The organism is Enterococcus sp. LJL51, from assembly GCF_049894025.1.
In the GTDB taxonomy this organism is placed as follows: domain Bacteria; phylum Bacillota; class Bacilli; order Lactobacillales; family Enterococcaceae; genus Enterococcus_L.
The window spans coordinates 1-14220 of record NZ_JBNEQE010000017.1 but is presented as its reverse complement, the minus strand read 5'-3'; the positions used below and the strand labels follow the sequence as shown (position 1 = coordinate 14220).

12 protein-coding genes and 1 pseudogene are annotated in these 14220 nt (G+C 39.8%); 11 read left to right on the top strand and 2 right to left on the bottom strand.

Annotation, left to right across the window (positions count from 1 at the left end; translation table 11 throughout):
* Positions 1 to 13: 13 nt before the first annotated feature.
* The 9 genes from ACPWSO_RS14230 (at position 14) to ACPWSO_RS14190 (ending at position 8811) form a co-directional block, all read left to right on the top strand.
* A complete protein-coding gene (locus ACPWSO_RS14230) occupies positions 14 to 370 on the top strand; it encodes an LPXTG cell wall anchor domain-containing protein (protein ID WP_426084243.1) in 357 nt (118 codons plus the stop codon).
* Positions 367 to 1161, top strand: coding sequence for a WxL domain-containing protein (locus ACPWSO_RS14225; RefSeq protein ID WP_426084242.1), 795 nt, complete (start codon positions 367 to 369; stop codon positions 1159 to 1161). The genes ACPWSO_RS14230 and ACPWSO_RS14225 overlap by 4 nt, the downstream gene beginning before the upstream one ends.
* 35 nt (positions 1162 to 1196) lie before the next feature.
* The gene (locus ACPWSO_RS14220; protein ID WP_426084241.1) at positions 1197 to 1934 is read left to right on the top strand and encodes a WxL domain-containing protein; all 738 of its coding nucleotides are present in this window, start codon (positions 1197 to 1199) and stop codon (positions 1932 to 1934) included.
* 82 nt (positions 1935 to 2016) lie between these two features.
* Positions 2017 to 3117, top strand: a complete 1101-nt coding sequence (locus ACPWSO_RS14215; protein WP_426084240.1) for a DUF916 and DUF3324 domain-containing protein — start codon at positions 2017 to 2019, stop codon at positions 3115 to 3117.
* Positions 3118 to 3140: 23 nt separating this feature from the next.
* Positions 3141 to 3806 (top strand): hypothetical protein, encoded by a 666-nt coding sequence (locus ACPWSO_RS14210; protein ID WP_426084239.1) that lies wholly within the window; start codon positions 3141 to 3143, stop codon positions 3804 to 3806.
* A gap of 12 nt (positions 3807 to 3818) precedes the next feature.
* Complete coding sequence (gene lepB / locus ACPWSO_RS14205; RefSeq protein WP_426084238.1) at positions 3819 to 4643, top strand: signal peptidase I; 825 nt, start codon at positions 3819 to 3821, stop codon at positions 4641 to 4643.
* Between the two features lie 17 nt (positions 4644 to 4660).
* Positions 4661 to 5314, top strand: coding sequence for a signal peptidase I (gene lepB, locus ACPWSO_RS14200; protein WP_426084237.1), 654 nt, complete (start codon positions 4661 to 4663; stop codon positions 5312 to 5314).
* Between the two features lie 88 nt (positions 5315 to 5402).
* Positions 5403 to 8093, top strand: a complete 2691-nt coding sequence (locus ACPWSO_RS14195; protein ID WP_426084236.1) for a YfhO family protein — start codon at positions 5403 to 5405, stop codon at positions 8091 to 8093.
* The gene (locus ACPWSO_RS14190) at positions 8080 to 8811 is read left to right on the top strand and encodes a hypothetical protein (RefSeq protein WP_426084235.1); all 732 of its coding nucleotides are present in this window, start codon (positions 8080 to 8082) and stop codon (positions 8809 to 8811) included. The genes ACPWSO_RS14195 and ACPWSO_RS14190 overlap by 14 nt, the downstream gene beginning before the upstream one ends.
* A gap of 328 nt (positions 8812 to 9139) precedes the next feature.
* On the opposite strand, the gene ACPWSO_RS14185 is transcribed toward ACPWSO_RS14190, so the two are convergent.
* The gene (locus ACPWSO_RS14185) at positions 9140 to 10003 is read right to left on the bottom strand and encodes an RluA family pseudouridine synthase (protein WP_426084234.1); all 864 of its coding nucleotides are present in this window, start codon (positions 10001 to 10003) and stop codon (positions 9140 to 9142) included.
* Positions 10004 to 12673: 2670 nt separating this feature from the next.
* On the opposite strand from ACPWSO_RS14185, the gene ACPWSO_RS14180 reads away from it, so the two are divergent.
* Complete coding sequence (locus ACPWSO_RS14180) at positions 12674 to 13174, top strand: hypothetical protein (RefSeq protein ID WP_426084233.1); 501 nt, start codon at positions 12674 to 12676, stop codon at positions 13172 to 13174.
* 137 nt (positions 13175 to 13311) lie between these two features.
* A pseudogene (locus ACPWSO_RS14175) lies at positions 13312 to 13854 on the top strand (peptidoglycan amidohydrolase family protein); the annotation flags it as partial.
* Positions 13855 to 13879: 25 nt separating this feature from the next.
* Here the strand turns inward: ACPWSO_RS14175 and ACPWSO_RS14170 are convergent.
* On the bottom strand, positions 13880 to 14220 hold a 341-nt coding region (locus tag ACPWSO_RS14170; protein WP_426084232.1), incomplete at its 5' end, for a transposase.

Genomic DNA, 14220 nt, shown 5'->3' with positions numbered 1-14220 from the left:
GAGGAGGAACACAATGAAAAAGAATACTTGGTTTCATTTGCTTATTGTCTCTTTCCTTGCTCTGGCATTCACGCTGTTTACACAGCCGGTTCTAGCGGCTGAAGGCGGCGCGGTTCAAACGAACGGAAATGTTGGATTTTATGAGGACAGTACAGAGCCGTCTAGTACGACAGAACCGTCATCATCAAGTACAACACCGTCATCTAGTACCACCCCGTCCAGTTCAGTTACTAAGCCGCCGGGAAAATATCCGTCGACAGGTGAGCTGATTCAGAAAAGCCTAGGCATTAGCGGAGCAGCACTCGTGCTGCTGGTACTGATTTTCTTCTTGTGGAAGCGCAGGAAAGAGAAAGAGGAGGGCAGCCGATGAAAAAACATTGTTTATACGCTGTCCCTTTCGTTTTATTCAGTAGTTTGCTGTTTGGTACAACCGCTGTTTCGGCAGAAAGCAACTGGCAGGGTGATGGAACGATTTCGTTTGACGGGGAGTATGGAAAAGATGTATTGGACCCAGAAAATCCAGGGAATATCGTTGATCCGGGACCTAGTCCCAGCACCGATGGACTGTTGAGAATTGAATTTGTTCCTCAACTGAATTTCTGGAACAATAAGATTTCTTCAGAAGATCAAACGTATGCAGCGAATGCTCAGCTTTTCCACAGTGATACTGGTCCGAGAGGAAACTTTGTTCAAGTGTCCGATTATCGGGGAACAGGTGCTGGCTGGACACTACAGCTGCGGCAGGAAACACAATTTAAAAATGAAACGACAACCAATAAGGAATTGACAGGAGCAGTGATTTCCATGGATAAATCTTGGGTAAACTCTACCTTTGATTTGGCCAATGGACCAGCAGTTTCCAAGGATGTCATCCGTATTGATAATATCGGTCAGACTTATACGCTGGCTGAAGCGAAAAAAGGAACAGGGGAAGGTACTTGGTCACTCGAGTTTGGGGCTTCAATTGAGAACCAGAGCGGTCAGGCAGATACCTTGAGTCCAAGGCTGGATAAAGACGGCAATCCCATTTCAGATGCGGATTTCGGCGGCCAGCCAATTTATGAGAACAGCGCAGTAACACTCTTCGTACCGGGGAAAACGAAAAAAGATCCGGTCCAATACCAAACGGTGTTAACTTGGATATTATCTGAGTTGCCATAAATAAAACACACACATATTATTAGGAGGAAACACAAATGAAAACTTCACACAAATTAATCGGAGCTGCACTAATCGCAGCAGCAGGCGTTGCAGTTGTAGTGCCAAGCGCAACAAAAGCAGCACCAGGAGACTACACAGGTAAAGGTAAAATCGTCTTCACGAAGAACAACACAGGTACTACTAATACACCTCCGGGAACAACAGGACCAGTTATCCCTGGACCAGTAAACTCAGCCGATGAAGATTTGAAAATCATCTTTGTTAGCCATTTAGATTTCAAACAAAATGAGTTGCTAACTCACGGAAATCTGAAAACTTATGATGCAGATGTATACAAAACAAACGAAGGCGCAGATGGCAGCGGTGCAGCAATTTCTATGCCTAACTACGTGAAATTCCAAGACCACCGTACAGATGGTTTGGAAAACCACTACACAATCAAAGCAGAAATTTCTAAACAGTTCACACACACATCTGGTCATGTAATGGCAAATGCAAAATTGAACTACTCAAATGCTAAATTAGTATCTGCTACAAACGGTGCAACAATGCCTACAGGTGCAATTGCGAACTTTGCTTTAACTTATGGTGCTGAATCTACAGTGTTGACAAACAAAGAAGCTGGAAAAGGTTTCGGTACACATGACATCCAATTTGGTGATTTAGGAACAAATGCAGATAAATCTGTTCAATTGGAAATTCCAGGTGCTGTTATTTTACGTGACGGCGAATACCAAGCAGAAGTTACTTGGAAAATCGAAGACGCTAGATAATTAAGTAAAAGAGTAAGCTGGAATGAGGCTGTCGGTTAAACTGCCGGCAGACCTCGTTTCCTCTTTAAGAAAGGATACATACATGAAGAACACAAAGAGAATCACACAATTAATAGCATTTTTATACATAATCAGTTTTGGGGTATTTGGCGGATTACGGGTGTGGGCAGAGGAAAGCAGTACCTCAACAACCCAGCGTGCGTCTGGATTTTCCTATGAAAGTCTTCTCCCAGAGAACCAACATAGCGATGCCAGCTACTTTGACTTACGGATGACGCCGGGGCAGGAACAAACCGTTCAGATTGAATTACGCAATCCTTGGAAAAATCCGATTGATGTAGCTGTAAATCTCAGCGGTGCTAAAACAAATAGTAATGGTGTTATTGAATATGGTCCCAATGAACTCGAAAACGATGCGTCCTTGAAGTATGATTTCGAGAAAATCGTGACTGGTCCTGAAAAAGTAACCATTCCTGCTGAGAGTAGTATCATGGTAGATTTAGCAATCAAAATGCCGGAGGCAGGTTTTGATGGAGTGATTGCTGGTGGAATCCAACTGCAGGAAATTGAAGGTGAAGATGCACCAAGGGAAGATGGAATGGTGGTCAATAAGTATGCCTATGTCATTGGTATGCTGTTGAGTGAAACTGATACAGTGATTGATCCGGATATGAAGCTGAATAAGGTCTATCCTGAACTGAACAATGGTCGAAATGCTATTTTTGTTAATTATTCCAATATTCAGCCTGTATATACAGATGATATGACTACGGAAGTTCAAATCATGAAAGCTGGGTCAGAGGAAGTTGTTTATGATACGAAGAAGGCAGATATGCGGATGGCACCTAATTCGATGTTTGACTTTCCGGTTTCATTAAATGGGGAAGCGATGATTGCGGGCGACTATAACGCACATATTTTGGTAACGACAAAAGCGGGAGGCCGTTGGGAGTGGGACCAGAAATTTACAATTACTGATGAAGAAGCTGAAAAATTTAATAGTCAAGATGTAGGGCAGATCCAAGAAAGAGGTATTAACTGGCTGCTGATTGTTTTAATCGCTGGCGGTGTTTTTCTATTACTACTGATTATTTTCCTCATCGTACGTATAGTGAACAAGAAGAAAGAGCAGAAGAAGCAACTACAAAAAAGAAAGAAAAAAAATGGGCGGAAGAAGGCCTAATCACTAGAGGAGGATAGGAAAACATGGGAGTATTGGATTGGTTATTTGTCGGCGTCTTGTCTGCCGCTATCCTCTGTTTATTAGTTACTTTGTTTTTGATAGTTTTGTCTATGGGAACTGGAAAAAAAGTCAAACTGTTAAAACAACGAAAACCAAAGAACAAGCGGAAACGGAAACGCCTGAAACGGGAAATACGTCATTTAGAGAAGAAAAAGAAAAAGCAGCTTCGCAACGGGATTCTATTACTTTTGACTGCCGGTGTCTTGGCCGGAGGTGCCTTTTATGCCCAGTATTATCAGGCAACAAATCTAAGTGACTATGACTCGGAAAATGTGGTGCAGGCATACTATCTTATGAGTGAAACAGAAGGCGCTATGACTCAGGTAAAGGATGGGGAAAATCAGGTCAAAGCTGAGAAAACCTTACGGGAACTGGCAGCCCGCTTAGCAAGCTATGGCGGGATTCGTTCCAGTACACGGATTACGACGGAAGGTCAGCTTTTGTTAAATCGCTACTATACCTCTGTCAAGGAGCTAGGGTTGAACTTAAACAGTCAGACGAAGGATACGTTACAGCATCAGGAAACATATGACGGATTTTTAAAGGACATTACAAAAATAACGGAGCAGCAAAAGAAGGTCATTGATTACTTTGGTATTAACGAGTCTGCATTACAGCAGAAAAAATAAGGTGGAATCATCATGGTAGAAGCAGAGACCCAGGCTAAGAAAAAACGCAGGAGAACTGATAAAAACCAGTCGCTATCTACCGCTAAACCCCAAAAGAAGACTCCGCACAAGAAAGTGCAGAAACATACAGGTGCAAAGCCGCCGGCACGTGGTGGACAGAGCAGAAAACGCGTAAAGAAGAATCAAAGAAGGTCTGAAGCCGCTTCTAAGAAGGCACACGACAGTTCTGTACCAGCGAAGAAAAGGCTTTCCTCAAAAAAAATCGGCCTCTCAAAGAAGAAGAGGCGTGCTAAGCGGAAGAATCTTAGGAAAGAGCTGACAATTACAGGAGCGGTATTTTTGATATTGCTGTTTATCGGCAGTCTGACAGTGTTTTCTGTATATAAGCAAGAAGGCTACTCTATGACACAAACACTTAGAGATAAAGACCAGCTGTTTGTCAATCGATTGGGGGTTCCGCGTCGCTATAGCCTGGTGTTGTTTCGAGAACCTCAAAAAAAGGAGCTGTCGATTCGCCGGATAATCGGTCTTCCAGGGGAAACGGTTACTTACAAAGAGGATGAATTGTACATAAATACAGAGTTAAAATCTGAATTCTTTCTTGCCGATGCCCGACAGCTTGCGAATGAAAAAGGTTATTTTTTAACAGATGACTTTTCAACCACTGAGCTGCCTGAGTTATCCGAAGGGATTATTCCCGAAAAATCATACTTTGTGATGGGGGATAACCGTCAGTTTTCTACAGACAGTCGGCATTATGGGGTAATTCAGGCAAAAGACATTGTGGGTGTTGTAACCATGCGTCTGTTACCACTCCATAAGCTTCGACAATTTTAAAGAAAGTAGTGCAGCAGATGGAATCAAAAGGAAAACAAAGAAGAAAGAACGGACCACCAAACAAACAGCTGCAGCTGCAACAAAAAAAGAAAAATAGAAAACGGCCCAAACGCCCGGAGCAGCAACACCAGTCGGTAAATTGGGTATCTAATGCCCTATTTCTAGTGTTTGTTTTGTGCTGCATCTTCTTTTTTTTACGAATAAAAACCCATCAAGTAGATGGCCAGTCAATGTCTCCCACATTGGAAAATCAGGATCGGATTTTTGTTTTTAAGAAACAACTGCCGAATCGCTATGACTTAGTGACCTTTCAGCCAGGTGCAGATAAGAAGGAATCCTATGTGAAGCGAGTGATTGGCATGCCTGGAGATACGATTTGGGTGGAAGGAACATCGCTGTTTATCAACCAACAGATTACTGAAGGAACCGTATTGACAGATGGCTCGGCAACGGAAATGCCGGATGGTACCTTGAAGGTCAATCTGTCGGAGTCTTTAGTTAGTGCTATCCAACCTCTGTCAGTTATACCAGCGGGACACTATTTTGTCTTGGGGGATAACCGCAATCATTCCAAAGACAGCCGAGCATTGGGTTTTATTAAGGAAGAACAGCTTGAAGGGGTTGTCCTTTATCGTTATTATCCTTTTACGAAGCTGGGCCGCGTAAACTAAAGAAAAAGAACTAGAACTAAACAAAGAAGAACAGGCTGGAATCGATTGATTTTCAGCCGTTTTTTATCAAAAGAAATTGAGGTGTACTATGGGAAAAATCAAGCAGCAATTAAAAGTAAATGGAGTGTTCGGCGTAGCGAGCTTCGTCTTGCCGGTGCTCATTTTAGCCTTTGTCTATTGGCAGGCGGATATTTATCTTGGAAGTGAACGAAGTGTGTTAACTAGTGACAGCTTCACACAGTATTCCCATTTTTTAGCTGGGTTTCACAATGTTTTAAAAGGGGAAGGCAGCCTATTGTATACATGGTATGGCTCGCTAGGATTAAACTATTGGGCATTTGCGGCCTATTATCTGGGCGGGATTTTTACCCCGCTAGTGTACTTTTTTGACAATGCGTCAATGACTGATACATATTATTTATTAACCCTGTTGAAGTTTGGCTGTATCGGTCTTTCAGCCTGGATTTTTGCAGGCCAAACCTTCAAGGTTCCTCGGTGGGTACAACTGATTCTAAGTCAGTGTTATGTGCTGATGTCCTTTACATTGGTCTATTCAGAAGTCTTGATGTGGCTGGATGCGGTCATGTATCTGCCTTTAGTTATTTTAGGAATTCATCGTTTAATGGATCAAAAGAAACCGACGCTTCTTTTTGTTTCTTATTTTCTGTTGTTTGTATCGAATTTCTACATGGCCTTTATTGTGGGAGTATTCTCATTTCTCTATTATTGGGCGCGCTTTTCTATCAAACCCAGAGAATACAAAGGAAGTATCCTTTCCTATTTTGTAACCTCCTTTTTAGCAGGAGGTGCTTCAATGGTTGTCATTTTACCAACCATTATGGACTTGCAAAACAACGGAGAAGCCCTAAGCCAAGCTGGGACATTAAAAACAGATGCGACTAGCTGGTGGGATTTACTTGTAAAAAATATGGTGGGTGTATATGATACTACGCAATATCAAGGGATTCCCTTTATCTATGCGGGTCTATTGCCGTTACTTTTTGCTCTTTTCTATTTTGTTTCCAAGAAGTTTTCTTCACGGGAAAAGCTAGCTTATGGCGGGCTGCTGGGGGTCTTGGTTGCCAGCTTCTACATTGAACCGTTGAACTTATTCTGGCATGGAATGCATTCGCCGAATATGCTGCTTTTTAGATTTAGTTTCCTATTTTCGTTTCTTGTTATTCTTTTAGCTGGCTATGCTTGGGAAAAGGTGGAAAAAGCAGATATAGACAAACTGTCCATGCTGCTCTTTATCTGGATTGGCTTATTAGCAGCCTTTAACTTTTGGCGTCTGATGTTTGGCGGCAGTAGCTATACCTATATCTATAAAGATTCCTTTATCTATACCTTTGGTTTTCTGATTGCCTATTTGGTGCTGCTGACTCTGTTTTATAAGCAGAACCGCTGGCAGAAAGTAGTTGCGGTTGGCTTGGTCGGTCTAACGATGGGTGAGCTATTTCTCAATACCCGGAATATGATTATCGGGTTAGGAGAGGAGTGGGGCTATCCCATGACATCACTATATGAAGAGCCCTATGCACCACTAAAGGAGCTAGTCGACCAGACGAAGGAAGCAAACGACAGCTTTTATCGTATGGAAAATCTGGACAAGCTGTCAGAAAATGAAAGCTTTAATTTTGGATACAGTGGAGTTTCCATGTTTTCCTCCATTCGGAACCGTCATTCCTCCATTTATATGGCCGATTTAGGCTTTCGTTCTTGGGGAACGCAGCTGAGTGTCCGCTATGATAACAATACGATTTTAATGGATGCGCTGACCGGCATTAAGTACAATATTTCAAAAGAGGACCCACTAAAATACGGTTATACTTTACAAGCAACCAGCGGTGAATATGGTCTTTATGAGAATGCGTATGCTATGCCGTTAGGGATTTTAACAAATGATACGATATATGAAGAAGATGCGGTGGCAAATCAGACCTTACTCTTCAATCAATTATCTGGTCAGTCCACCGAATACTTTGATTTTACCAAGCCTGAAATAACGAGTATAAAAAATTCTGAACAAACAACAGGTGAGATTAAAGGCAATGAAACCTTCATTTTTAAACCGAAAAAGAAAAATCAGAGTCAGGTAATTACTTGGCAGGTGAAGGTTCCCGCAAAAACACAAGCTTACTTTAGTCTGTATCCTACTTACCATGATGAGCTAGGCTCGACAGAGGTGAAGTTGGAGGTTGCCGGACAGGACTATACGTCAACGATTAATGTCACTGGACAATTTTACCGCCTAGGTTACTATGAGGAAGAAACCACAGTGACCTTTAAAACAGAATTCTTCAATCAATTGTATGAAGAGGAAGAAAACTGGTATGTAGAGATGTTAAATCCGAACATTGTCTTTTTAGATACAGAAGTCTTTGGTCAAGCGATGGAGAAGATGCAGGATAAGGGAGTGAACTTGAAAACCGAAGGACGAAAGGTTAGCGGGGAAGTAAATCTTTCAGAAGATCAGGTGCTATTCACTACGATTCCCTATGATAAAGGCTGGAAGGCGTATGTAGATGGGGAGGAAGTCGAAATTCCTTTATTTAAGGAGGCCTTGCTAACGTTGCCGTTGACAGCTGGCAAGCACACGATTGAGTTTGTCTTTATGCCTCAGGGCTTTGTGCTGGGTGTGGTCCTATTTGTAGGCTGTATGCTTCTGTTTCTTGGGTACAGTTTCTGGCTGTATCGGAGGCGCACACGCATAGAGGCTGGTCAAGAGCCGAATGTATTAGAAGGACAAGGAGAGGGTATAAAAGATGAAGAAAATTAGTAGCTGGCTTATCCTAGCGGCACTATTCATAGTAAGCGGCTGTACTCAGGAAAAAGCAAAAGAGGACTTGAATGATGTACCTAAGGATGAAGCAGGTTTTATCTGGCAAGCCAAACGTGAAAAAAACTGGGGGGAGTATACATATAGTATCCCTTCCAGTGAACTGGATCAGGACTTAGCGGAGCGGTTCAGTGTAGAGTTAACGCCTGTCTTCCATGACTTGCAGGCAGTTATCCAACAGGAGTTTCCTAAGGAAAATTTAGCGATGGAGCTAAATGAAGAACAGATTACAGCAAAAGAAAATCAGCTGACGTTAGTAAGCGGAACAGGTTTTCGCGAAAAGGGTACCGAAGAGTTAGCAGCTTCAGGTATCCTGCAGGCAGTTTATAGTTATGACTCTGAAAAGAAATTGGTTCGCCTAATGAGTCAGCAGCTGGAGCTGGTGAACTGGACAGGGGAGGGTCAGTATTATGGCAAATCATTGGAAGGAACTGTTCGTAAAATTGGAGAAATTCTTGAGATTAAGGGACTGGACCAAGTGATGTCGGACTTTGAAAAAAAGCTGGCGGACAAAGAGAAATTAAAAGGACAGTTAATAGAACTGTACAATGATGAGGAAGAAACGAGCATCATTAGTCGTAGTATCCGAGTAACTTTCAGTAAAGAAGAAGGGCTGCCGGAAAAGATTTATGCCGATGTCATTGATCATCGAACATAGATAAAGTTTGGATGTAGAAATTAGACAGATTGAGATGCGCCCCTAAGTTGGACTAAAAGTCTAACTTAGGGTTTTTTAATGGATTATTATGAGGATGGAATAAGAAGATATGTCGTCAAAGCTTAATTACAAGGGAAAAGAAGCTGTGAAGAGCGTAATCTCGACCACCGCTTATTCGAATTTAGGCATACTAAGAGTCTGGAATTTATTGTTATTCCAGACCCTCAAGCTTTACGAGCATATTCCAAATTTTGTACTGTCAACCAAGTGTGACGAGCTGCTGCTGTTTTATGAGATTAGTTTTTTATATAAATATTCTATGAAAATACTACCATAAGCCCGGCTCGGTCTGAACAACGATTTCTTCTTTTGAAAAAGGGTGAATCAAATGAAGTTCAAAAGCATGAAGCATAAGCCGCTGATTCGCTGCTCCTCCATAAAGCGAATCGCCAATAATAGGATAACCATTGCCGCTCAGGTGAACACGAATCTGATGGGTGCGTCCTGTTTCCAGTGTACAAAAAACTGAGGTTTCATTCGTTCTCGTATTATAAAAAGCTTTCTCGACATGAGTGACAGCAAAATCGCCTTTACGATTGTCAATCACTCGTTTGCGTCGGTCATGACGATGTCGGCCAATCTTATCTCGGATTATCCAGTGCTTTTCAGGAATTTCACCTGCAACGACTGCTTGATAACGCCGATAGATTAGTTTGTTTTCCAGCATGCGGCTAAGAATCGGAAGAATAAACTGATTTTTAGCGAAAACAATACAGCCGCTAGTCTCTCTATCCAAGCGATGGACAACGAAGGGAAAATCTCCCTTAGGCGCAAGATAGGCCGCCAAGTGATTCAATAGGGTATCCGTTTCATCTGGCTCATTAGGATGCGTTTTAAGCCCGGCAGGCTTATTCAAAATAATTAAGTGTTCATCTTCAAACAAGATATCTAAAGAAACTGCTTCACCAATCTGACTCTTTGGTGCAGGATAATCCTCTGCTTCAAAATGTAGGATCAAGGTATCGCCAGCTTGGGGTGAATGCTGAAATGACACAGGCTGCCCACTAATAGACACCCCTTTTCGAGTACGCAGAAAATGACGTACTTTTCTGGGCACTAGCCACTCTTTGTCCAGAAGCTCTGAAATGGTCATAGACTGAAAATTATCTGGTAAAGTAATTGAAATATCCATAGCAGGTTCTCCTTTATGTAGTTAGTAAAATAAATGAATACTCTGTTTTTTTAGTGTAACAAATCCATAGAGAAGGTCAATACAAAATCAAGGGTTCGAGGCAATACGCAGAAATTTTCTGCGTATTGCCTCGAACCCTTTCGGAACATACAAAAAGACCCGTCCATTGGGGGTGGACGGGAAAAGGAGTTAAAAATGAAAAAGTGTTGTGTTAGGGTTAGTAGTTTAAATGTTTTTAACAAATAAACTGTTTTGTTGGTATGTCTATATAGTACAAGTTAAATATGAATTTTTTATGGATGTTTCTTTTCAAAAGTGTAAAAAATTTACTAACGAATGATTAAGAAATCCTTTAAACGGGTTAAGTATTATTAATCAGTCTATCTTTTAGAACAAAAGAAACAGGCTTTTAAGATAAATACAAAAGACATCAAATTGAATTAATAGAAAGCGGAAATATGTCCTATAAGAAAAAATCATGCTGGATTAAAAGCTAAGGTTGTGACAGAAGTGGTTAGCTTCAAACACCAAGTAGGTACTTTTCATCATCTGTTCTGCTCAAAAGAGCAATTACAGTGATTCTAAGCAATAAGGCGGAAATTCCGAAAATGACAGGAAACACGAAGGTAAACCATTCGATGTTGACTGCTTCCTACCTGGTGTTTCCCAAATTTTTGCGAATTTCCGCCTTATTGTCGAAGAGCCTTGAAACACAGTGGTTTACCACTGATGTTGAGCGGACATCGATGCAGCTCGCTGCTAGTAGTTACTTCTGAAGCACCGTTTATCCGAGTTTAAGGGACTGAGCATACTAATGTTGAATAAAGAAAAAAAAAGACCCGCTCTTTGGGGGAGAGCGGGAAAGGAGTTAAAAATGAAAAAGTGTTTGTTAGGGTTTGTTTATTGGTATGAGCTAATAATACAAGGAAAATGTGAATTTTTTGTGTAGGAATCTTTTCAAAAGTGTAAAAGATTTACTAACGAAAACATAAGAAATAGCTGTACAGCCAATCTATTCAATGAAAAGTAAAAGAAATAGCGTATCTTTTATTCTGAAATTATAGCAATAATTAGGCTGCTTTCTGAACTGAATTAGAGAGAAGATTAGCTTTTTGTATTTTTTTCTAGTAGTAATAATGAACACTTTCAGCTCTTTTTACCGAGGATAGCGGTTTATACCAAGTTGTTGAATATAATCTAAGGATTTATTTCGATGCTCCATAAAGATTATTTCATCTTCAAGTAGTAAAGCTACAATTTACGGATTCTCACTAAAAAAAGTTTTAAATTTATAAATATATTTATCCTCCAGCCAAAATCTTTTTTTCGAATTGAAGAGAAGTTTTTAGGAAATGGTTAAACACTAAGTAAGAGTTTGCTCTAACTACTTAATAAGATGAACCTAGTCAGAATCGATAAAAAGGCGGATTTCATTTGAGGATAGCAGCAAAAACTATCTCTCACTCATTTTCCACAAATGCCAAACCTTGGAATAGTTTCTACGGTAAGCTCATAGAAGCTTTAAATCAGGAGTAGTTTATTTTAGAAAAAACAGCCTTTAGTTTAATAAACTACAAAAAAAGACCCGCTCTTTGGGGGAGAGCGGGAAAAGGAGTTAAAAATGAAAAAGTGTTTGTTAGGGTTTGTTTATTGGTATGAGTTAATAATACAAGGGAAATATGAATTTTTTATGTAGGAATCTTTCTTTAAATGTAAAAAAAGGTAAAGAAGACATTAAGGCTTATAAAATAGAAGCTGTTTTCTTTGAATTTCCTCCCATTGAGCATTTGAAATAAAGTTAAAAGTAGTTATATCCGTCTATTTGTATGTGATTTACTTTTGTAGGGAGTGACTTTTAGATGCATCAGAATTTATATCATTACAAGTTAGTTCTACTTAAATAAGCACAGTTAATGAAAGAGTACACAAAATTCCGTAAGGTTTTAAAATTAAGAGAGGGTTAAGATGATTTTTGAAGTGAAAATAAAAAAGGACCCGCCCTTTGGGGGAGGGCGGGAAAAGGAGTTAAAAATGAAAAAGTGTTTGTTAGGGTTGTTTATTGGTATGAGTTAATAATACAAGGAAGTTGTGAAATTTCTATGACGGATTCTTTGATAATTTTAAAATTATTTATGATGGAAGTTTTTTATTTTTAAATGAATGATTAACTAAGAATGGCTGTCGGAATGGTTTGTATTTATTAGATAGGAAGTTTGAGTAAGCAAAATATAGCATAAAAATTGGAAGGAAATAAAATTCTGAAAGGACGGATGCTATGATTTCTTTGTTATAAGAGAGCAGTTGGAGCAAAGAGGTTAAAGTACATATTTAAGCAAAAATTGAAGGAAGCCTACGAAATATGGAAATGGAATTTTATCGTAAGCTGAATTGAGGATTAATACATCACAGCAAAAACTTAATAATTTCTACACAGAAACCAGAAACAGGCTGAATATCCTTACGTTAAAGGCATCCAGCCTGTTTCAAATATATAAAAATAAATTTTGACCCAGTTTTTGACCCAGTACAACTAAAAATTCACATGACTTATGAATTTTTCCAAAGTCTTTTCTCTTTGATTGTCTGACAGATGGGTATATATATCCATTGTAGTTTTTATATTTGAATGTCCTAACCGTTCAGAAATTTCTTTGAACGGAGAGCGAAGCGATGAAATTCAAAGATTTATGTAAAGTATTAGGTGAATATACAGTAGTCCGCGTTCGAAATTCCGATGGCTGCCTGATGGCTGAAGTTGTAGCCGCTGAATTAAGTAATTTTCCTTTTGGTGAGTACGCTCTTTTCTGGCTGATTGAAGGAAGGGAAAGAACGTTTGATGATACAAGCAAAGTAACTGATTTATCTGAGCAGCAGCGGGAAGAGCTATGGGGAGATATCCGAGAAATGGAATCATTTCATAAACTGTCTACAGGGAATATAGAAATTAGAGAACTTGATGAAGAAGAGAAAAGAGTTTTGACCGAAGCCATAGGGTTATTGGATACAGCGGAGAAAGATGTTTTTATGTCTATCTATGGTGAACAGAACACAGAAGAGTTAACAGCAGAATATCTTGATATGACTAAATCAGCAGTGAAGTATTACAAGAAGCGTATCCAAACTAAGATTGATGAATATAATAATGTCGGGTATCAGCTTAGTTTCTGCTAACTATCCAAAACCCACTAACATATAGAAGGTTAATCATCACAGAGAAGGACACACAAAACAGGAAAGCTTCATGCTGATGTTTAACTGATTATCGCTTGTGGATTGAAATAAACTAAGAATAGGATGACTGTTCCAGTGCCGGTTACTATGCTTTACAGGCTGGTGGATTTCTTCCAGTGGGGACAATGGGAAATACAGATAGTTTGTTTAATCATCTTGAAGCAAATGGGTGGAAAGCTCTTCCTGAAGTAAATGGCTATATTGATGCAAAACGAGGGGATATCTTTATTTGGGGTAACCGAGGTGCTTCAAGTGGTGCTGCGGGACATACTGGTGTCTTTGTAGATTCCGAGAAGATTATTCATTGTAATTTCGGATATAACGGGATAACTGTTAATAACCATGATCAAATCTGGTCATATAATGGTGGACCGGCTAACACAATTTACTGGTATCAAGGAAACACAACTGGAGAAATTGCGGAAGGCTTTAAAGTAGGGCAAAAAGTGAAACTACTTAATCACGCAACACAATACCAAACTTTAGAACGTATTCCGTCTTGGGTTAAGAATAAGACCTATACAGTTCAGCAAGTAAAAAATGTAAATAATCCAAATTCTAAAAAGGCGTATCTGTTGAAGGAAATCAGTAGTTGGGTTCTTGAGCAAGACTTGACATAATTGAAAATAGAAGGAAATATCTATTTTAGTACTTTTCAAAATCTCTAAAATTAGAAAATAGAACAGAGACTGGGACATAATCCACTCTCAAAAAGAAAACAAGCTCGATTTTGATGATGAATGTCAAAATCGGGCTTGTTTTTTCTTCTTCCCTTCTCTTTCTCTCCATATATTTTCCTAATTTTCTTAGATTTAGTGCCATGAGAGCCAAACCAACATCAATCTTCGCTCCTTGTTTCCCACGTAAATGGAAACGATGGAACGCCAAATGAGCCTTTAGATGCCCAAACACTGGTTCTACATCGATTTTCCGTTGTCGATAAATCGAACCTGTTTTTTCATCTGAAAGCTTCTTCTTGCATTCTG